A 20569-nucleotide genomic window follows, 5' to 3' on the forward strand; every position below is an offset into this window, starting at 1 on the left:
AGAGATCACGATGACGGCCAGCACCTATGACGACAACAATATCTTCGCAAAAATCCTGCGTGGCGAAATTCCGAGCCACAAGCTTTACGAGGACGAGCATACGCTGGCCTTCATGGATGTGATGCCGCAGGCCCCGGGCCATCTGCTGGTCGTTCCGAAAACAGGTTCGCGCAACCTGCTCGATGCCGACCCTGAAGTGCTGGCGAAAACCATTCCCGTGGTGCAGAAACTAGCCGTGGCGGCCAAGGAAGCCTTCGATGCCGATGGCGTCTTCATCGCCCAGTTCAACGAGCCGGCGGCTGGCCAGACCGTGTTCCACCTGCATTTTCACGTCATTCCGCGCAAGGAAGGTGAACCGCTGAAGCCGCATTCCGGCACCATGGCCGATGGCGAGGTGCTGAAGGCCCATGCGGAGAAGATAAAGGCGGCGTTGGCTTCTTGAGGCGTGCCAAGACGCCCAGGCGTTAGGCAGTACCTCGGCATCCGCATCCCGTCACGCCGGACTTGATCCGGGGTCCAGTGCGATCAAGTCCTTGATCGCGTAAGAGTTCTTTCACGGCGCAGACGCGCCGTGGCTGGATGCCGGATCTGGTCCGGCATGACGGCAGTGATGTTTACCATCATTCCACGGGGCGATAGGCATTCCTTTCCGGCCACGGCCAGCCCTCAAGCACAGCCATATCCGGCCGGAATATCTCCACCTTCAGCGGGTAACAGGCAGCCGCGTCGCTGGAATGGGCCGAGCCGCAATCGCCACCCGGGCAGGCGGAGAGCGCGCCGATGAGATCGATTTCCGCAAAGAGTTCCAGAAAGTCGCCCGGTCGCACGGGGCTCGCCTTCATGAAATATTGGTGTGTGTCGCGGGTAAAGCCCGTGCACATGAAGACGTTCAGTACATCATGCACATGCGGTTCCGCCTCCCGGAATGACAGGCCGCTCGCCGAAGCAAGTGCGTTTGTCAGGTTCGAATGGCAGCAATGATGGTAGTCACCGCCGCTCAGCAGCTTGTGGGTATAGGGATCGCAGCGGGTGCCGATCACGTCATGCACACCGCCGCCATCCTCATCCCAGCCGTACCATGACAGCGTGTCGTGGGTGATGGTCGCCATGGGCCGAAGAGACGGCAGGTTGCTCCACAGCCGGTTGCCGACGGAAACATGGGTGGCATGCAGGGCACGGGTCTTGCCGCTGAAAAAACGCTCATTCAGATCATGGGCGTTCCACAGATTCAAATCCCCAACCTGCGGACCTTCGATGCTGACGATGCGGAAAAAATGCCCCTTCGGCACATTGAAAGTACGACCGTCGCGCGGCGGCACGATCACTTCGTCGATCTTCTCCATGCCCTCTTTTGCCTTTTCCAGACGCGAAAGGTCCGGCGTCTCAAGCGTACCATTCGGATAAACGACGACGGGACGGATAGCGCGGCGCGCGGCGGCATCGACGGGTTCGGCGGCAGGCACAGGGGTCATGAAATCCTCGAAGCGATGAAATGTCGACGTGAAATTGCGGCATGAACGCCCGGCTGACAAGGCAGGTTTTTCTTGCGCTCAGCCAAAGCGTAACTTACCCTCATCAATCATGAAACTGCCGCCGCCTGCCACTCTCCGCGCTTTCGAATCCGCCGCCAGAAAACAGAGCTTTTCTCTGGCCGCGCAGGAACTTGGAATGACGGCGACCGCCGTCAGTCAGCATGTGCGCAATCTGGAAGCCTGGCTTGGCGTGGCTCTGTTCGACCGGCATGCAAGAGGCGTGAGGCTTACCCCGGCGGGCCGGGAATTCGGCATCACGGTTTCAGGCGGTCTGCGGCAGATCGCCTCCGGTGCGGAACGTATCCGCCGGGGTCGCGATCGCATGACTGTGCGCCTTGCCAGCCTGCCCTCGGTGGTGGCGCATTTTCTGACGCCCCGCCTGCCGCGCTTCCGGGCCTTGCATCCGGACATACAGGTGTCAATCAGCTATGCTGGAGGGGATCACACCGTGGAGGCCGATCTCAGCATCATACATGGCGCGGCCCCTGCACAGAAAGCCGTGGCGCTCTTCAGCGCCGAGACGCGCCCGACATGCGCGCCGGCTTACATTGCGAAATCCGGTCCCTTTGATGACGCATCGAGCCTATGTCAGGCGGAGTTACTCCATGACGACGGCGAGACGGCATGGCGGGACTGGCTGGCAACGGCTCACCTGCCCCTGCCCCAGAGCGCCGGGCCGATCTTTGCGGATTTCAACCTGCTGGTAACCGCGCTGAAGGCTGGTCAGGGCATCGGTCTGTGCCCGACTGCACTTCTGCGCGACGAGATCACCGAGGGGCAATTGACAGTGCTTTTCGACGGAGCGGCCGATACGGAAAAATACTATTGGCTGATAGAAGCCGAAGAGATGAGCGGATCGGCTCGGCTGCTATCCGACTGGCTTCTCACGGAAGCCCACGAGAGCGAAACCCGCGGCAATTATTCTGCCGCGGCTAGTTGAGCCGGAGCGGTTATCGTCTCACGGGTCTGCTCCCTTGCCGACATCCAGTTGAGCAGACGGGCCGAGGCGGCGCAGACGATGACAAAAGCGATGAGACCGCCGAAAACATCGGCAAGATGGTGTCCGCCCTGAACGAGAACGGCCAGTAGCATCACGAAATTCAATGGCAGGATCACCGCCATCACCAGCCAGTGACGCGGCACGAACCAGACGGACATAGCCGCCATGAAGATGTGGAATGACGGAAAGCCGATCAGCCCCAGCACATTTCTGGGTGTGAGGTAGCTTACGCCTTCCTGACCCAGTCGCATCAACTCACGCCCGTAGGCAGGGTCGACAGCCAATGGAATTGTCTGGGCCACCCACTGCGGCAACTCATGATAGGCTTTGGCGCCATAGGTCGGGAAAAATATCCAGAAGGTGATGCTGGCCATCGCGCCAATCACCCCTGTGACGAGAAAATGGTGCAGCATCCTGTCCTTACCGGTGAAACCCAGCGTGATGATGATCAGCAGGAGTTGTGGTAAGGAGGTGGCGTAAACCATGAACAGCGTTTTGCCGATCCAGGGATATGTGGCTGCCCAAATAACGATATCCGGCCAGCTATAACCAAAAGCCGCATCCACGCGGAAAAGCGCCTGATCGATGACCGGAAAGGCAACCGGCAGAAACATGTAGTTGAAAACCGAGGCGACGAGCGAAAACAGGATGAATAACCCGCTCGAAATCAGGGCAGTGGCGATGCGAAGATCACGCCCGCTTTTGCGATAGAACTGACCCAGGACGAAAACGCCCGATCCCGCCAGCGCACACAAAAAATATCCGGCATAGTCGACGCTGACGCCTTTGACGGCGATCAATGTCGCATCGATGACGAATAATATGGCTATAACGCCAAGTACAAAACGCTCTGCCGCAAATAGTCGCATGGAATTGCCGCCCCGGTTCCAGTCAGCGGCAAAGTAGGGCAATGGGCTTAATATTCGGATAAGGCCTGTATTAAAAATCGAGTACAAACAGCCCGCCGGCCAGAAGCACGATCGGGACAGCCACGCCGACGATGACACGCTGGCCGGCAAGCAGGAATGCGATGAAACCGAGGGCCGCCGCACCGATGCGTAGCCACATGGGTGTGGCTTCCAGCGTTCCGGTTGGAAAGACGATCAATTTGGCGGTAACGGCCATGACCAGCGAGGTAGCGACCGCCCTCACCCAATAAAGCGCCTCGGAATCTTCCTTCAGGCGGTTGCCGGCGAGAACGCCGAGCCAGCGCCACAGATCGGTCGCCAGCCAGCCGGCGATGGCGATGAACAGATAGGGCGCCCACCAGTTTTCGGTCATCATGACTCACTCTCCGGCGACACAGGTTTGATCTTTCGACGAAAGACGAAGCGGTCGATCATGTAGGCAAGCGTGCCTCCGCCGATGCCGGCATAGAGAATATCGAATTCGGGGGCGATAACCGCAAAGGCCGGCCCGGCGATCACACCGATGACAAAAGCGACCTTGACGACGGAATGGCGGGCTGACGCCCAGATCGATGCCACGAAATAGACCGGCGTCAGGAAAAACAGCACGCCGGCGACCAGCGGCGGAAAGGCGGCGACGACGCCATAACACAGGCCGACAATGATGGCATTGATGACGGTAAGCGTGATGCCGAAACCAGCGAACCAGGCGGCGCGTGCCTCACGCGGCACTTTCGAGAGGTTCTGCGTGGCGAAAACCCAGGCCGTGATGGCGACGAAATGCGAGAGAAACAGCAATATCCATGTCGGCGTCTTCGCACCTCGCATCTCCGGGACGATGGAGGCGACCATCGGCATCATCCGGACCGACGATAACGTGACCGCCAGAAAACAGGCGGCGAGATTGGCGCCGCCAACCATGGAGCCGATCAGGATCATCTTGGCCGGCAGAGCCCAGATCACCAGCGTCATGAACACCGCTTCGCCGCGCGGTACGCCGGATTCCAGCGCAAAGGCGCTGAAACCGACAAAGGATGTCATGAGAATGAGCGAGGGCAGCGAGAATATGCCCCGCATTCCCCTGAAGAACCAGCCACGCAGGGGGATGGTATTGCTATCGGCCGTTTGCATTCATTATCCGCTACACATGAAAATGCCGGGCTTTCGCCCGGCATCGGTTTATCGGTCGCGTCACCGCATCATTTCTTCTTCGGCACCTTTGGCACCGTATTGGCCTTGCGGCGCGGTTTGTTCTCTTCGTCGGGCTTGTCCGCCTCGGCGACCAGAACATCCGCCTCCTCATTGACTGTCACCGCCTTCGAGGCGGGTTTCGCCTTGGCCTTCGACGCCTTGCCTGGCGACTTTGCAGCCTTCAGTTCCGCTTCCGGCTTCGGCTTTACGGGCGCAGTTTCCGGCAGAACCTCGAGCATGAGGCCATCGGAACCGTCGTCCTTCTTGCCGACGGTGACGCTGACGACGCCACCCTTCTTGAGCTTGCCGAAGAGGATCTCGTTGGCGAGCGGCTTCTTGATATGTTCCTGGATCACGCGCGACAGCGGGCGAGCACCCATCTTTTCGTCGTAACCCTTGTCCGCCAGCCAGGAGATCGCATCCTCATGCAGATCGAAGGTGACATTGCGTTCGGACAGCTGGGTTTCGAGCTGCATGACGAACTTCTGCACGACCTTGTGGATGACGGCAGTCGGCAGCGGCGAGAACGGAATGATCGCATCCAGACGGTTGCGGAATTCCGGCGTGAACAGGCGGTTGATCGCCTCTTCATCCTCACCGGTGCGGCGTGAAGAACCGAAACCGATGGCCGACTTGGCCATTTCGGACGCACCCGCATTGGTCGTCATGATGAGAATGACGTTGCGGAAGTCGATCTTCTTGCCATTATGATCGGTCAGCGAGCCATGGTCCATCACCTGCAACAGAATGTTGTAGATGTCGGGATGCGCCTTTTCGATTTCGTCCAGCAGCACCACGGAATGCGGATGCTGATCGACGCCATCGGTCAAGAGACCGCCCTGATCGAAGCCGACATAACCGGGAGGTGCGCCGAGCAGGCGCGACACGGTATGGCGCTCCATATATTCCGACATGTCGAAACGCAGCATCTCGACACCGAGCGAGGCGGCAAGCTGCTTGGCCACTTCCGTCTTGCCCACGCCCGTCGGGCCGGAGAAGACATAGGAGCCAATCGGTTTGTTCGGTTCACGCAGGCCCGCACGGGCGAGCTTGATGGCCGTTGCCAGCGCCTCGATGGCGATGTCCTGACCATAAACGACCGAGCGAAGTTCCTTTTCGAGATTGGCGAGAACCATCTCGTCGTCCTTGGACACCGTCTTTGGAGGAATGCGGGCCATCGTTGCGATGGTGGCCTCGATCTCCTTTTCGGTGATCAGCTTGCGGCGCTTGGAAGCGGGCAGCAGCATCTGCGCGGCACCGGTTTCGTCGATCACGTCGATCGCCTTGTCCGGCAGCTTGCGGTCGGAGATGTAGCGGGCCGACAGTTCAACGGCAGCCTTGATCGCCTCATTGGAATATCTGAGGTGATGATAATCCTCGAAATAGGGCTTCAGACCCTTCATGATCGCGATGGTGTCGTCGATCGACGGCTCGTTGACGTCGATTTTCTGGAAACGACGCACCAGTGCGCGGTCCTTTTCGAAGAACTGCCGATATTCCTTGTAGGTGGTCGAACCGATGCAGCGGATCGCGCCCGAAGAGAGCGCGGGCTTCAACAGGTTCGATGCATCCATCGCACCACCGGAGGTAGCGCCAGCGCCGATGACGGTATGGATTTCGTCGATGAACAGCACCGCGCCCGGAAACTCTTCGAGTTCCTTGACAACCTGCTTCAGTCGCTCCTCGAAATCACCACGATAGCGAGTGCCGGCAAGCAGCGTGCCCATGTCGAGCGAGAAGATGGTGTCGTTGGCGAGCGCTTCCGGCACCTTGCCTTCAACGATGCGCTTGGCCAAGCCTTCGGCGATCGCCGTCTTGCCCACGCCGGGATCCCCCACATAAAGCGGGTTGTTCTTCGAGCGGCGGCAGAGGATCTGGATGGTGCGGTTGACCTCTTCATGGCGGCCGATCAGCGGGTCGATCTTGCCGTTGCGCGCCTTGTCGTTGAGGTTGACGCAATAGGCCTTCAGCGCGTCCTGCTGCTTTTTGGCAGACGGGCCTTCTTCCTCGGGATTGCTGCGGCTTGCCTTGTTGTCGCTTTCGGGCTCATCGGCACCACGCGGCGCACGTGTCTGCGACGTGCCCGGACGCTTGCCAATGCCGTGGGAGATGTAATTGACCGCGTCGTAACGGGTCATTTCCTGCTCCTGCAGGAAATAGGCGGCATGGCTTTCGCGCTCGGCGAAAATCGCCACAAGCACGTTGGCGCCGGTCACTTCCTCGCGGCCGGACGATTGTACATGAATAACGGCCCGCTGGATAACCCGCTGGAAGCCGGATGTGGGTTTGGAATCCTCGTCGTAACCGGTCACGAGGTTGGTCAGTTCGTTGTCGACATAATCGCTGACGGTCTTGCGCAGCGCATCGAGATCGACGTTGCAGGCGCCCATCACGGCGGCGGCATCCGCGTCGTCGATCAGCGCCAGAAGGAGATGTTCAAGCGTCGCATATTCGTGGTGACGCTCATTTGCAAAGGTCAGTGCCTGGTGCAGCGCCTTCTCGAGACTCGGGGAAAAAGTTGGCACGTTGCGATCCTCATTTCTTTTCCATGACGCACTGCAGCGGATGCTGGTGCTGTCGGGCGAAATCCATGACCTGGCTTACTTTCGTCTCTGCGACCTCATATGTAAACACCCCGCATTCTCCCACGCCGTGCTGGTGCACGTGCAGCATGATACGGGTTGCCGCTTCGCGATCCTTCTGGAAAAAACGCTCCAGAATGTGGATGACGAACTCCATGGGAGTGTAGTCGTCATTCAGTAAAAGAACACGGTACAAATTCGGTCTTTTCGTCTTTGCCTTGACGCGGGTGATAACGGAGGTGCCGCGGTTGTTGCCGCCTTCTTCCCCGTCGCCCTCGCCCTGCATGTAGATCGGCCTAGCGATCATCTTTCATCATTCTCCACACTATTCTCGAACCGACAGCTCATCGCCAGCAGGGAGAACTTCGCCTCTTCATATCTAGGTCGTCGTGACGTGATTTTAAGCCCCTTGCGCAACGGCGCAATCACTATTGCGTTTGGGAAGGGGCAAACCGCGGGAAAAGTAGGGATGTGACGGCTTCCTGAGGGTGGGCGCAGACAAACCGGCGATGGCGGCGTGTTTTCGGCCCGTCGGAAAGGGCTGCAGTGACCAACAGTGGAAGCGAATCTCTGTCGCACCGCCCTGCCGTTACTCCCTCTTACCCGGCGTTGTCACCCGGCATTGTCATCCAGCATTTCGCGCACGGCGATCGCCAGCTGCTTCAGGGAGAACGGCTTCGGCAGGAAGCCGAATTTGGCATCTGCCGGCAGGTTTTTCGCAAAGGCGTCCTCCGCATAACCGGACACGAAGATGAACTTCAGGTCGGGATAGGACTTGCGCAGTTCCCGCAGCAACGAAGGGCCGTCCATTTCAGGCATCACCACATCGGAAACGACGATATCGACCTTGCCGTCCAGCTCCTCCATCACCTCCAGCGCCTCGGTGCCGGAGCCCGCCTCATGCACGGTGTAGCCACGGGTTTCCAGCATGCGCTTGCCGCCGCGTCGCACCGCCTCCTCGTCCTCCACCAGAAGCACGACAGCGGAGTTGCCGGTGAGGTCCAGCGGTTCTTCCTTCACCGGCTCGGGTGTCGCGACCGGGGTGAGCGCTGCTTCACCGGGCTGCTGGCCCGCAACGGCTTCCACCACATGGCGCGGCAGGTAGATGCGGAACGCAGTGCCCTTGCCCACTTCCGATTCGGGATAGATGTAACCGCCGGACTGCTTGACGATGCCATAGACCATCGACAGGCCGAGACCGGTGCCCTTGCCGACTTCCTTGGTCGTGAAGAAGGGTTCGAAAATCTTGTCCATGATTTCAGGCGGAATGCCGGTGCCGTTATCGCCGACCTCGACCATGACCATGTCTTCCGCCGGAACTTCCGGACGGCCAAGCGCAGCCGCCTCCTTCGCATCCACATTACGGGTGCGGATGGTGATCTTGCCACCATCAGGCATGGCATCACGCGCATTGACGCAGAGATTGATCAGCACCTGCTCGAATTGCGACAGGTCGGTCTTTACCGGCCAGAGATCGCGGCCATAATCCACCTCGAGCTTGACATTGGTTCCGGAAATCAACCGGTCGACCAGCATGCGCAGATCGCCGATCACGTCGGTCAGGTTCAGCACCGCCGGGCGCATGGTCTGCTTGCGCGAGAAGGCCAGCAGCTGGCGCACCAGAACCGCCGCGCGGTTGGCGTTGCGCTTGATCTCCATGAGGTCGGCAAAGCTCGGATCGGCGGGCCGCGCCTGCAGCAGCAAGTGATCGGACGACAGCAGGATGGCAGTCAGCACATTGTTGAAATCGTGGGCAATGCCACCCGCCAGCGTGCCGACGGCGTTCATCTTCTGCGTCTGCGCCATCTGGGTTTCGAGCGCCTTCTGCTCCGTCACCTCTATGGCATAAACGATTGCCACCTCTTCCGGCGCCTCGTCGTCCTGATCGATGACGGCGTTGACGTAGAAACGGAAATGCCTGGTCTCGTCGCTCGGGTGGCGCGAATCGAACGGCGCGATATCGCCCTGACGATCCTTCGCCTCGGCGAGGGCCTGTTCCAGCCGCGGCTTCTCATTGTCGTGAAGGACGGTTTCGAGCGCCACACCGCGGTCGATATCGTCACGTCCGACAACGCCGGAAAACAGCTTGAGGAAGGGTGCATTGATGCGCAGAATGCGGCCTTCGCCATCCAGCGAAGCGATCGCCATCGGCGTATTGTTGAAAAAGCGCGTGAAACGCATGGCGGAGGAGGATTCCGTATCCTCCTGCCCCTTGGGGCGCATCAGAACGATCGTCCGGCTCTCGCCCGGTGCACCGTCCTTGGAACTGACCTGATGCACAAGGCGGGCCGGCATGCTCTGGCCGTTCACCCGGCGCATGTCGAGATCAAGGATTTCGGTGCGCTTGGCGCTGCCCTGCGGATGGACGGATTCGATCAGCGCCATGCCTTCGCCAGCGACGATGTCGGACACGGTCATCGAACCGGGCGAAAACTGCGCCAGATCGATGCCCAGCCATTCCGACAGGGTGGCGTTCAGATAAACGATCTCGCCCTTGCGTCCGGCGGAAAAGAAACCGGCCGGCGCGTGGTCGAGATAATCGATGGCATTCTGTAATTCGCGGAAGAACCGTTCCTGATCCTCACGCTCCGGCGTGATGTCGGCGATCTGGAAAACGTGCAGCCCCTCACCGCCCGCATCCTTCAGCACACGGCCTTTAAGCCTGTACCAATGCGGCCCGGCGCTCGCATCCTCGCCAAGCGGCTTCTGCAGCCGGAACTCCTCGTAACCGTCGCGGCCTTCCCGCAGCACATTGATGAGCCGGTAAAGCGCCTCGGTCGATTCCCGGCTGCGCGACAAAAGCGTTTCAAGGCTCTGTATATCGCTCGCCCTGGTGGTGCCGCTCATGCGGCAATAGGTGGCGTTGGCATAAACCATATGCCCCTTGGCATCGGTGATCAGCGTGCCTTCGGGATGGGCCGACAGGAAACGGCGGGCAAGCCCGTCCGATTGCGACTGCGGCATGACCTCGATGAAACCGATGATCGACGACACCAGAAAAAAGATGCCCATCATCGCCAGCACGCCAAGAATGCCGAGCACGATTTCGTTTTCCAAAGAGTTCTTGAAATACACGAAGGCCGCGGCGGCGGCGATCAGCACCAGCGCCAGAAGCAGGATGCGCAAAACCGTGCCGGAACGGGCACGCCTGTCCACCAGCGGAAGGTCGTTGTCGCTTGTCTCGCGCACCCGTGTCATCTTGGCCTCGCAGTCGTGCAGGTCGTCATTCGGTCAGCCACGGTCCTCGACGGAATCGGGCGTTAAAATTTCTTGTAGCAACTCGCTTGAGCATCAAAAAGCTCCGCCGGGCCACAAAGGCTTAAAAACGCACAGGGAAAACGGCCTGAGAGGCGCAATACACAGGCGTTTCAGTCGACGAGGGAACCGAAAGCCGCACCAACCGGTTTTGTGTTCCAGGGGGACGGTGACGGATAAACCTTGTATCGCGTCCAAAAAAATCGTCTTTTCCTGCTTGACGTTCACACTATAAGAACCACGGCAATATTAATTGCTCGAAAAAATCTGAAGGGATGATCTCCATGATGGATGATTTTATCGGCACCTATGGAAACAATCTCATCGTCGCCGTCGTCGGTGTGGGTGTGGCGCTTCTCGTTCTGGCGATTGCTTTATGGCTTCTGCGCAGGCGCAGCGGCTCGTCGCCGTTTATCCGTGGTGGGCGCAACCGGCAGCCGCGCCTGCAGGTTCTCGACGCGACGGCCGTTGATGCGCGCCGCCGTCTGGTGCTGGTTCGCCGCGACAATGTCGAGCACCTGGTGATGATTGGCGGGCCGACAGATATCGTCATCGAAAGCGGTATCGGCGCAATCCCGATCGTCAGGGACGTGCAGGAGCCGGAACTGAAGGCACTGCCGCGTCAGGAAAGCGAGCCGAAGAGAGCCGAGCCGTCCATTCCCCAGGAACGCCGCTCCGCCCTGCCGCAACAGCAGCCCGTCGCAGCACCAGTACCAGCACCAGCCCCGGCTCCCGTGTCACAGGAACCGGTAAGGCAGCCGCAGCAACGGCCGGAGCCCACCGCACCTGCTCCTCGCCCCGCACAACCGGCCGCAACAACGTCACCATTGCCGCCGCGTCCATCGACACCACCGCAACCCGTATCGCCGCCGCCGGTCGCAGTTCGCGAGCCCGCTTCCCCGGTGAGACAGGCCGCGCCCGAGAGGGAAATCCCTCGCCCAACGCCGCAGTCGTCAGCAGTGGCTGCGGCTGTTCCTGCAGCCACCACTGTGCCAGCCGTCGCCGCATCGCTCGACACGGCCGGCCAACGCAGCGAACCGCGTCGTGCGGAACCCTTCACGCCCGCTCCGGTACAAACACCGATACCGGTCGTTTCGCCGGCTCCCGCACAGGTGACGCAGGCAAAGGTGGAGGAAGAACGGCCGACGGTCATCGCTCCACCGGTTTTTGCCGCACGTGAGCCGGTGCTCGATCAATCCAGCGCCGCAGATTTTCTCGACGCTGCACGCGAGCGGGTTCTTCCTGGCCTCAAGTCCGAACCGAATGTACCGCCGGCCCCTTTCCCGCCGAAACCGGAAACTCCCGCTTTTGCGTCCAATGACGCTGAGCCGAAATTTTCCGATGAGCTGGCCAGCGATTTCGAGAGCTTTCTCGAAGCCGAGATAGCCAAGAGCCGGGATGCGGACAATGAACCGTCCATTGCCGCCGCCCCGGAAAAGCAGCAGAAAAACGAACCCGTTTCGCCACCAGTTACCGGAGCGTCGCCAGATGGTGACGTGCAGAAAGAAATGGCGCGTATTTTCGGCGAGCTTTCCGTTACCCGCGACCGCTGAGGCGGCGCGCATGGAGCTTCAATGCAAAAGGGCACGGAATAATTCCGTGCCCTTTTTGTATGTCCGGTGCTTGAGATGGCCGGTTCGCGGCAGCGTCCGGCACAGCAGCCTTGTTATTCGTCGCGATAAACTTTTTCGCGACGCTCGTGACGTTCCTGCGCCTCGATGGAAAGTGTCGCTATCGGGCGGGCGTCAAGACGCTTGAGGCCGATAGGTTCACCCGTTTCCTCACAGAAACCGTAGGTGCCGTCTTCGATCCGCTGAAGAGCCGCATCGATTTTGGAAATCAGCTTGCGCTGACGGTCGCGGGCGCGAAGTTCGATCGCCCGGTCTGTTTCGGATGAAGCCCGGTCAGCGAGATCGGGGTGATTGGCGCTTTCTTCGGCGAGATGTCCGAGGGTCTCGCGCGCTTCTCTCAGGATGTCATTTTTCCAGGCGACCAGCTTCGCGCGGAAGTAGGCCCGCTGGCTGGCATTCATGAACTCGTCGTCTTCCGAGAGTACATATTTGCTAAGATCGATCTTCTCACTCAACGCGATTCTCCTCGAAGAACATCTCAATGCGGCGGTGTATACTCCAATGATATAGGCCGGTTCAAGTCTACAGATCAGTTTTCAGGCATTTTTAAAACTGACACAAAAATCATCTAAATGACTAATTTTTATCCTTTATTGGCGTCGAGGCGATCTGTTCTTCGATCACTTCAATGCGACTTGCCAACAGGAAAGAGGACTTGCGGTCCCTTGATCCTATCCTGTAGCATCCGGCTGTACCCCAGAGTTTCGAACGCCGGTTCCTGCCCTTGACAGATTCTCATCCGAAGCGAGTTTATCTTTTGCGCCACGCCAAAGCCGCCTGGGCGGCGCCGGGGGAACGCGATTTCGACCGTGGATTGAATGAAGCAGGTTTTGCCGAGGCGGAGATCGTTGCCGACCTTGCCGCCGACCGGCGTTACCGCCCCGACATGCTCTTATCCTCCACCGCTGCACGCTGCCGGCAGACCACGCAGGCCTGGCAGCGCGCTTTCAACGAAGGCATCGAAATCGCCTATGTCGATGAAATGTATAATGCCCGCAGCGAAACCTATCTCTCCCTCATCGCAGCGCAGACGGATGCTGGTTCGGTGATGCTGGTGGGCCATAACCCCACCATGGAAGCGACACTGGAAGCGATGATCGGCGAAGATCTGCTGCATGCCGCCCTGCCCTCCGGTTTCCCGACAGCAGGGCTTGCCGTACTCGATCACGACGGCAGTGCTGTAAACGGCGCGGATCGCTGGCGACTGGTCGATTTTCTCTCACCCGGCAAGTAGCAGCCCCAACGCGTGACGGAACCACCGCCGATGGCGGCTGCCGTGAAAATCCACCGGGGCGCTTCTTTTTTGGGCAGCCGCGACTTCCTATATTGCAGCCGTGATCATGAACCACAGCCGGGAAACTGCCATTGCCGCCTTCTCTGACGTCCCTGACAGACAGTGCGCTTATCGCGCTCGATAATCTGGCCGACCGTGCGAGCAACCTTACCCATCCGACATTGCGGCTTGGCGTTACAGGCCTTTCGCGGGCGGGAAAGACGGTTTTCATTTCCTCCCTCGTCCACAACCTCCTGAACGGCGGTCGCCTGCCCTTATTCGAGGCCATGCGGTCAGGCCGCGTCTCGAATGTGCGCCTCGAGCCGCAGCCGGACGATGCCATTCCCCGCTTCCAGTACGAAGACCATATTCAGGCGCTGGTGCGCGACAGGCTGTGGCCGGATTCGACGCGGGCAATCTCGGAACTCAGGATCACGCTGGATTACCAGAGCGCCAGCGGCTGGGGCCGGTGGTTCTCGGCCGGCAAGCTATCCATCGATATCGTCGATTATCCCGGCGAATGGCTGCTCGACCTGCCGCTTCTGTCACAGGATTACAAACAGTTCAGTGACGCGACCGTCGCACTTGCCGGGAGCGGCATCCGCGCCGAGCTGGCGCAGGAATGGCTGGCGATAGCCTCTTCGCTCGATATCAATGCACCTGCCGATGAGATGACGGCGCGGCGGCTGGCGGAAAGTTTCGCGGCCTATCTGAAAGCCTGCAAGTCCGACGAGAGATCGCTCTCCACCCTGCCGCCCGGCCGTTTCCTGATGCCGGGCGATCTGGAAGGTTCTCCGGCGCTGACCTTTGCGCCCCTGCCGGGGCTGACCGACGAAAAAGCGCCAAAGGGTTCGCTGCGGGCGATGATGGAGCGGCGTTACGACGCCTATAAGTCGATCGTGGTCAAACCTTTCTTCCGCGAGCATTTCGCCCGTCTCGACCGTCAGATCGTGCTGATCGACACGCTGCAGGCCGTCAATCGCGGACCGGAGGCCGTTCAGGATCTGGAACGGGCGCTGGGCGATGTGCTTGCCTGTTTCCGCCCCGGCACCAATAGTCTGTTATCCTCGCTGATCGGCCGGCGCATCGACAAGGTGCTGATTGCCGCCACCAAGGCCGACCATCTGCATCACGAAAGCCATGACCGGCTGGAGCGGCTGACCCGTCGTCTGGTGGACCGCGCCATCACCACCATCGGCATGAACGGCGCCGGCATCGAGGTCATGGCGCTTGCTTCCGTGCGCGCCACCAGAGAGGCAAGCGTGCGTCAGGACGGCCACGAGCTTCCGGTTATCGTCGGTACGCCGATGGCTGGAGAAACCATCAATGGCGAGACCTTCGACGGCAATCGCAAAACAGCGATCTTTCCCGGCGACCTGCCCGAAGACCCGGAGCCGTTGTTTCGCAGCATAGACGAGGATGGCGACAAGGCGACGCTGCCGGATGTCAATGTCGTGCGCTTCCGCCCGCCCAATGTGGACGAGCCGGGCAGCGGCGGCATCCGGCTTTCCGTTCCCCATATCAGGCTCGACCGCGCCATGCAGTTCCTGTTCGGAGACAAGCTCGCATGAAGGCTCCCACACACAACGATCCGCAGGCCCGCCGCCCGGCAGCCTTCACGCTCGAGACAGAGGAGACGGCACGGCCGTCGCCGGCGCAGAAACGTGCCCCGCGCAGCTTCGACACCGAGATTTCATTGACGCCGGACGAGGACGATCCGTTTCTGGCGCCGGAGGAGATCGATGCGGCCGCATTGCCAGTGGCCTCGCCGAAGAAAAACCGCTTCTCTTTCGGCAAGCTCGCGCTCGGCGCGCTTGGCGTTCTGTTCTCGCTCGCCTTCGGCCTCTGGGCAGATCAGCTTATCCGCAACCTGTTCTCCCGCTCCGACTGGCTGGGTTACACGGCGAGCATCGCCCTTATCGTCGCGCTCTTCGCCGTTCTCGTCCTTGTCGGGCGGGAAGTCTTCGGCATCATGCGGCTCAACGCCGTGCAGTCTCTCAAGGCCGATGCCGAGACGGCGAGCCTCGACAAGAGCCCGAAACCCGCCCGTGCCGTCATCACCCGCCTTAATGCCGTTCTCTCCCACCGGGCCGAAACGGCCAAGGGCCGTGCGGCGCTGAAAGATACAGAAAACGATGTGATCGACGGCCCGCATCTCATCGAGCTTGCCGAGCGTGAATTGCTGGCGCCGCTCGACAGGCAGGCACGGGCGCTGATTCTCAATTCCTCCAAGCGTGTCTCCGTGGTCACCGCCGTCAGCCCGCGTGCCATCGTCGATCTCGCTTATGTTCTGTTCGAAGTGACGCGACTGGTTCGGGGCATGGCGGAGCTTTATGGCGGCCGCCCCGGTACGCTCGGCATGCTCCGGCTGTTGCGCGACGTCGTCGCCCATCTGGCCGTCACGGGTTCCATCGCGGTTGGAGATGGTCTCGCCCAGCAGGTCCTTGGACACGGGCTTGCCTCGAAGCTTTCCGCCCGCCTCGGCGAAGGCGTCATCAACGGCCTGATGACGGCGCGAATCGGTATTGCAGCGATGGACCTTTGCCGCCCGCTGCCGTTTCGTGCGGTGAAGCGGCCGGGGATCGGTGATTTCATGTCCGACCTCACGCCCGATTTAAGCGGCGGAAAAAGCGGTGAAAAAGCCTGATTGGCCGGACATGCGCGGTTCAAAAGGTTACGAACGAAACCGCAAATACGGGTGAAATAAACCAAGCATTAACCATTCCGCCGGTAGATTGCCGCCTATCGAACAGGCTTCTTCGCCGGGGAAAGTATCATGTATTCGCGCTTCTTTTCGCTTGTGGGCGGACTTGCCGCCATATTGTCCGTCAGCGGCGGTTTCGGCCTGTCTGACGTCCATGCCGCATCGCGCGATCGCGACGACGTGTTCTTCCGCTCGGTGGCCGGCGTCTGGAAAGGTCCGGGCGAAATCGTCGCGGGCAAATACAAGGGCACCAAATTCACCTGTGATCTGACGGGCGAACCGCTTGATGACAAAAAGACCGGCATCAAGCTTGGCGGCACCTGCCGCGTCGGCGTCTTCAGCCAGCCCATGTCCGCCATCATCAGCCAGAAGGGCAGCAGCTACGAAGGCAAGTTCCTCGACGGCGCCGAAGGCAAGGGACTGGACATCACCTCCGGACAGGTCAACGGCGACAAGGTCGTCGTCGGCATCAACCGTTCCAAGCTCAATGGCGCCATGGTTGCCCGCGTCTCGAGTGACAACTCCATGAACATCACCATTTCCGTCAAGGTCGCCGACCAAATGATCCCCGTCATCGGTGTGACGCTGGCGCGCGACATCGATCAGCTCGCCGTCGGTTCGATCAAGCCCTAAGCGCGATAATCCTATCAGTCATTGCCGAGCGGGAGTGTCCACCACTCCCGCTTTTCGTTTGTGTGGACAATACCGCTTCTATCCGCCTGCTGAAGCCATTCCCGCACCGGCTTTCCCTTCACCTCGATATCCGGGGCAATCTCGGCGAGCGGCATCAGCACGAAAGCCCGCCCTGTCATGCGCGGATGCGGCACTTCGATGCTTTCCGTTACGATAGATTCATTGCCGTAGGTCAGCACATCGATATCGATGGTGCGCGGGCCCCAGCGTTCCGTGCGTACCCGCTTCATGCCCCTTTCAATGTCGAGGCATAATTGCAGCAGCGCGGGCGCCGTAAGCGAGGTTTCGACCAGCGCGCAGCAATTGAAGAAATCCGCCTGATCCGTCTTGCCCCAGGGAGGCGTGCGATAAAGACCGGAGACGGCCAGCAGGCGGCAATTTTCATGCATATCCAGTTCGTGCAAGGCCTTGGCCATCGCGGCGGCGGGATCGCCGATATTGCCGCCAAGACCCAATGCGGCGACGGTCATATTTTCAGGCACGGTGTTCAACGCTCACCTGCGCGTAGTCGAGAATGCCGGGAACGGGAGCGGACGGTTTACGCACCGTGATGCGCAACCAGACGATCTGCGGGTACCGGGCGCGCAGCGCCTTGGCGATATCGTTCGCCAGCGCCTCGATGAGATAACGGCGCTGCCCGACGACGATTTTTTCGATGACGGCGAAGGCCACACCATAATCGACGGTATTTTCGATCTCGTCGGTTTCCAGCGCATCACCCGCCTCGACCTCCATCTCGGCATCGACGAAAAAGCGCTGGCCCAGCACCTCCTCCTGCTCGAGAAGGCCGTGACGGGCGAAAAAGGAACAGTTTTTCAGGATGATGGTATAGCGGCTCATCGCATCGCCTCCATGGCAGGAATGTTTCGCCGAAAGCCGCGCCCTTGCGGGGACACGGCGCTCCGGCACTCGTTGATCTACGCATCGGCCTTTGCCGACGCTTTGGCAAGAACCGCATCGGCAATTGCCAGTGCATCGCGTGTGGCAATGACATTGTGCACGCGAAAAATCGAAGCACCCGAAAGGCGCAGGATCGCTGTTGTCGCAGCCGTTCCGATATCGCGTTCGGGGGCCGCATCCCGGCCCGTCAGCGACCCGATGAAACGCTTGCGCGACGTGCCGGCCAGAACCGGCAGGCCAAAAGCGGCAAGCTCACCGAATCGCGCCATAAGCTCGACATTTTCGCGCTCGTCCTTGGCAAACCCGAAACCGGGATCGAGCACGACGGCATCTCGGGCAACACCCGCATCCTGCGCAATCTCCAGCGAGCGATTGAGGAATTCGAACTGGTCCTCGATGACATCGGCCCGTTTTTGCCTGTCGCGGCCGGTATGCATGATGCAGACGCCGGCGCACGCGGCGGCGACCACGCCCGCCATTTCCGCATCCTTCTGCAGGCCGAAGACATCATTGACGATATGCGCGCCCGCTTCGATCGAAAGCCTTGCCGTCGACGCACGATAGGTATCGACGGAAATCAGAACGTCCGTCTCGCGGCGCAGCCTCTCGATGACCGGCAGTACCCGATCCTGCTCCTGCGCCTCTGTTACCTCCGCCGCACCCGGCCGGGTGGATTCGCCGCCGATATCGATGATGTCAGCGCCCTGTTCCACACAGCTCAATGCATGGGAAAAAGCCGCATCGACGGCGAGAAAACGGCCGCCATCGGAAAATGAATCGGGCGTGGCGTTGACGATGGCCATAATACGGCCACGCCCATCAAGTTTCAGGGAGCGGCCATGGGCCGCTTGCCACACGTTGCTGCCGGCTGTTATCACGTAACACGCGCCTTTCGGGAATAACGGAATGTTATGCCAATTCTTATAGGTTCCGCTCCGCCTATGCAGCAAACGATTTTCAAGTTCAACCGGAAGGCCGGGTCATGACCAAATCATCACGTGCTCTTTGCGTCGCCCTTGCGGGCGCGCTGGCACTTTCTTCGGCCGGGCCGGCTTTTTCCGACACCATCGTCCGCAAGACCTATTCCTATTTTTCGATCACCGGCAAAACCGCCGCCGATCTCGACCAGCAGCTTTCCAAGCATGGCCCGCTGACGCGCAACACCGGCGCGCGCCATCCCGGTGCGACCGAGATTAAATTCGGTGGCGAACTCACCTATGTGGAAAAAAACGGACAGTGCAGTGTTGGAACGGCCAAGGTTCTGTTGAACACCCGTATCCTTTTGCCGCGATGGAAAAACCGCCGCCGCACCACGGCGGAGCTGGCCTTCATCTGGGATACGCTGCTGGCCGATATCAAGCGCCATGAGGAACGGCACGCGGAAATCGCCCGCACCCATGCCCGTTCGCTCGAAAGGCAGCTGGCAGCCCTTCATCCGCAGAAAAATTGCGAGACGCTTCAGGAAATGGTCGGCAAGATCACCCAGACGGTGATGGATGAACACGACAGGGACCAGCTGCGTTTCGATGTGGTGGAATCGAAAAATTTCGACGCCCGCATGACCCGGCTTTTGAAAAACCGGCTCGAACAGGGGCAGAACAGGCGGTAAACCGCCTTCGCCGCACCTCCCATTAAAGGCGCAACGCAACGGAAACATGACGTTACGTCATGTCCGATCTCACCCGTGACTTCTCGTCATGGTGCCGCCGCCGAGACTCATTGTAGCTTGTTCATGTGGTTTTTAACGGTTGTGGCCCGCAGCGGGTCCGGCGCTTGAAACCCTCTCCGGTTCTCCCGGTGCGCACTTGAGGGCTCGCAGGTGTTTCCTCCCTCGCCTGCATGCTGCGTACCCGCCTCGCCCCGCTCTCCTCTATCTGGTGAGCGGGGCTTTTTCTGCGGCCGACAAAGTGGAGAGCCTTCAGCCCTGGCGTTCGGGAATGTGAACGACAAGACCGTCAAGCTCGTCATTCATCTTGATCTGACAGGAGAGACGCGAGGTGGGGCGCACTTCGAAGGCGAAATCCAGCATGTCCTCTTCCATCGGCTCCGGCCCGCCGACACGCTCCGCCCAGGCGTCATCAACATAGACATGACAGGTCGCGCAGGCACAGGCGCCGCCACATTCCGCATCGATGCCCGGAATGGAGTTGCGCACGGCGTTCTCCATGACGGTGGAACCGTTGCTCACATCGAGTTCATGGGGCGTGCCGTCAAAGGCAACGATGGTCAGTTTTGTCATGCCGGAATCCAAAATGGTGATCTAAGAACTGTTCTAAACACATAGAAAGGCCGGTTCGCCTTGGCAACCCGCTTCAAGGGTGCACAGGCGGAACCGGCCTTGTAAAATGACAAATTTGATGAACTCCGCCTCAGCGGCAGAGCTTGAGGATGAAGTTTTCCGCCTCGACGATGGTTGCCGCGAGTTTTGCAATCGCGGCGCTGTCCTTGCCCTGGTCCTCCACCGCAGCTGCGGCGGCGGAAACCGCCGGGGCGCCGACGGCCTGCGCAGCGCCCTTCAGGCGGTGGGCGGTTGCCCGCACGGCCTTGTCGTCAGCATCGGCAATTTCATGCAATGCGGCGCGGGCGTTGCGGCTGAACAGTTGCAGGACTTCGATTTCCAGATCCTTGTCACCCATCGTCTGACGGGCAAGATGATCGAAATCGATCGGCTTTTTCGTAACGGCCGGCGCACCGCCGCAATTATCCGGAGCTTCGAAAGCAATACTGACCGCTGCCATGGCTGGAATTCCTTGTCTCGCCGTTTCCTGTTTCGTGTCACATCTGTGTCGTATTTACGCATCCAAACCGGTGCTATCGGCTTAAATTACGGCGTGACGCGGGCGAAAATCTTCTGCTATGGTTAATTTATGTTAAACTTATGCGAAACAAGGCGTTCAGAG

At 59.9% G+C, this 20569-nt stretch carries 21 protein-coding genes; 8 read left to right on the forward strand and 13 right to left on the reverse strand.

The features are described 5' to 3' along the window. Window positions 1-10 precede the first annotated feature (10 nt). Window positions 11-442, forward strand: a complete 432-nt coding sequence (locus M0412_RS05930) for an HIT family protein (RefSeq protein WP_269697925.1) — start codon at window positions 11-13, stop codon at window positions 440-442. 178 nt (window positions 443-620) lie between these two features. On the opposite strand, the gene M0412_RS05935 is transcribed toward M0412_RS05930, so the two are convergent. Beyond that, on the reverse strand, window positions 621-1472 hold the full coding sequence (locus M0412_RS05935; RefSeq protein WP_269697927.1) for an urea carboxylase-associated family protein: 852 nt from the start codon (window positions 1470-1472) through the stop codon (window positions 621-623). 109 nt (window positions 1473-1581) lie between these two features. Here M0412_RS05935 and M0412_RS05940 point away from each other — a divergent pair, with 109 nt between their 5' ends. Beyond that, window positions 1582-2472 (forward strand): LysR family transcriptional regulator, encoded by an 891-nt coding sequence (locus M0412_RS05940; RefSeq protein WP_269697929.1) that lies wholly within the window; start codon window positions 1582-1584, stop codon window positions 2470-2472. Here the strand turns inward: M0412_RS05940 and M0412_RS05945 are convergent. The 6 genes from M0412_RS05945 to cckA form a co-directional block, all read right to left on the reverse strand. Continuing rightward, window positions 2451-3401, reverse strand: a complete 951-nt coding sequence (locus tag M0412_RS05945) for a phosphatase PAP2 family protein (RefSeq protein ID WP_269698822.1) — start codon at window positions 3399-3401, stop codon at window positions 2451-2453. The two genes, M0412_RS05940 and M0412_RS05945, sit on opposite strands and share 22 nt — an antisense overlap. Window positions 3402-3471: 70 nt before the next feature. Next, the gene (locus M0412_RS05950; protein ID WP_161991183.1) at window positions 3472-3816 is read right to left on the reverse strand and encodes an AzlD domain-containing protein; all 345 of its coding nucleotides are present in this window, start codon (window positions 3814-3816) and stop codon (window positions 3472-3474) included. Next, entirely contained in the window at window positions 3813-4571 is a 759-nt protein-coding gene (locus M0412_RS05955) for an AzlC family ABC transporter permease (RefSeq protein ID WP_269697933.1), read from the reverse strand. The genes M0412_RS05950 and M0412_RS05955 overlap by 4 nt, the downstream gene beginning before the upstream one ends. 68 nt (window positions 4572-4639) lie before the next feature. Further along, window positions 4640-7156, reverse strand: a complete 2517-nt coding sequence (gene clpA, locus M0412_RS05960) for an ATP-dependent Clp protease ATP-binding subunit ClpA (RefSeq protein ID WP_269697935.1) — start codon at window positions 7154-7156, stop codon at window positions 4640-4642. 10 nt (window positions 7157-7166) lie between these two features. Next, window positions 7167-7520: an ATP-dependent Clp protease adapter ClpS gene (gene clpS / locus M0412_RS05965; protein ID WP_142839678.1), complete on the reverse strand. Its 354-nt coding sequence runs from the start codon at window positions 7518-7520 to the stop codon at window positions 7167-7169. A 305-nt stretch (window positions 7521-7825) separates the two neighbouring features. Beyond that, the gene (gene cckA / locus M0412_RS05970) at window positions 7826-10411 is read right to left on the reverse strand and encodes a cell cycle histidine kinase CckA (protein ID WP_269697937.1); all 2586 of its coding nucleotides are present in this window, start codon (window positions 10409-10411) and stop codon (window positions 7826-7828) included. 332 nt (window positions 10412-10743) lie between these two features. Here cckA and M0412_RS05975 point away from each other — a divergent pair, with 332 nt between their 5' ends. After that, window positions 10744-12021: a flagellar biosynthetic protein FliO gene (locus M0412_RS05975; RefSeq protein WP_269697939.1), complete on the forward strand. Its 1278-nt coding sequence runs from the start codon at window positions 10744-10746 to the stop codon at window positions 12019-12021. A 113-nt stretch (window positions 12022-12134) separates the two neighbouring features. On the opposite strand, the gene dksA is transcribed toward M0412_RS05975, so the two are convergent. Beyond that, window positions 12135-12554: an RNA polymerase-binding protein DksA gene (gene dksA / locus M0412_RS05980; RefSeq protein ID WP_046800250.1), complete on the reverse strand. Its 420-nt coding sequence runs from the start codon at window positions 12552-12554 to the stop codon at window positions 12135-12137. Between the two features lie 302 nt (window positions 12555-12856). Between dksA and M0412_RS05985 the strand changes: the two genes are divergently transcribed. From M0412_RS05985 to M0412_RS06000, 4 genes are all read left to right on the forward strand, one after another. Beyond that, the gene (locus M0412_RS05985) at window positions 12857-13333 is read left to right on the forward strand and encodes a histidine phosphatase family protein (RefSeq protein WP_237681348.1); all 477 of its coding nucleotides are present in this window, start codon (window positions 12857-12859) and stop codon (window positions 13331-13333) included. Between the two features lie 131 nt (window positions 13334-13464). Beyond that, entirely contained in the window at window positions 13465-14943 is a 1479-nt protein-coding gene (locus tag M0412_RS05990) for a YcjX family protein (RefSeq protein ID WP_149897692.1), read from the forward strand. Beyond that, on the forward strand, window positions 14940-16019 hold the full coding sequence (locus M0412_RS05995) for a YcjF family protein (RefSeq protein ID WP_269697945.1): 1080 nt from the start codon (window positions 14940-14942) through the stop codon (window positions 16017-16019). Before M0412_RS05990 ends, M0412_RS05995 begins: the two co-directional genes overlap by 4 nt. A 129-nt stretch (window positions 16020-16148) precedes the next feature. Further along, window positions 16149-16709 (forward strand): hypothetical protein, encoded by a 561-nt coding sequence (locus M0412_RS06000; protein WP_142839672.1) that lies wholly within the window; start codon window positions 16149-16151, stop codon window positions 16707-16709. Between the two features lie 14 nt (window positions 16710-16723). Here M0412_RS06000 and folK read toward each other — a convergent pair whose 3' ends face one another. The 3 genes from folK to folP all read right to left on the reverse strand — a co-directional run bounded on the left by folK (window position 16724) and on the right by folP (window position 18472). Beyond that, a complete protein-coding gene (gene folK, locus M0412_RS06005; protein ID WP_269698823.1) occupies window positions 16724-17239 on the reverse strand; it encodes a 2-amino-4-hydroxy-6-hydroxymethyldihydropteridine diphosphokinase in 516 nt (171 codons plus the stop codon). A gap of 4 nt (window positions 17240-17243) precedes the next feature. Continuing rightward, a complete protein-coding gene (folB, locus tag M0412_RS06010; RefSeq protein ID WP_142839671.1) occupies window positions 17244-17609 on the reverse strand; it encodes a dihydroneopterin aldolase in 366 nt (121 codons plus the stop codon). 77 nt (window positions 17610-17686) lie between these two features. Next, on the reverse strand, window positions 17687-18472 hold the full coding sequence (gene folP, locus M0412_RS06015; protein ID WP_269698824.1) for a dihydropteroate synthase: 786 nt from the start codon (window positions 18470-18472) through the stop codon (window positions 17687-17689). Between the two features lie 179 nt (window positions 18473-18651). On the opposite strand from folP, the gene M0412_RS06020 reads away from it, so the two are divergent. Then, window positions 18652-19278: a DUF922 domain-containing Zn-dependent protease gene (locus M0412_RS06020; RefSeq protein WP_142839670.1), complete on the forward strand. Its 627-nt coding sequence runs from the start codon at window positions 18652-18654 to the stop codon at window positions 19276-19278. Between the two features lie 309 nt (window positions 19279-19587). Here M0412_RS06020 and M0412_RS06025 read toward each other — a convergent pair whose 3' ends face one another. Together M0412_RS06025 and M0412_RS06030 are read right to left on the reverse strand one after the other, a co-directional pair. Further along, window positions 19588-19908, reverse strand: a complete 321-nt coding sequence (locus tag M0412_RS06025; protein ID WP_269697946.1) for a 2Fe-2S iron-sulfur cluster-binding protein — start codon at window positions 19906-19908, stop codon at window positions 19588-19590. Window positions 19909-20038: 130 nt separating this feature from the next. After that, a complete protein-coding gene (locus M0412_RS06030) occupies window positions 20039-20407 on the reverse strand; it encodes an Hpt domain-containing protein (RefSeq protein WP_142839668.1) in 369 nt (122 codons plus the stop codon). Between the last annotated feature and the right edge of the window lie 162 nt (window positions 20408-20569).

Source organism: Agrobacterium sp. O3.4, assembly GCF_041414895.1.
Classification (GTDB): domain Bacteria; phylum Pseudomonadota; class Alphaproteobacteria; order Rhizobiales; family Rhizobiaceae; genus Agrobacterium; species Agrobacterium cucumeris.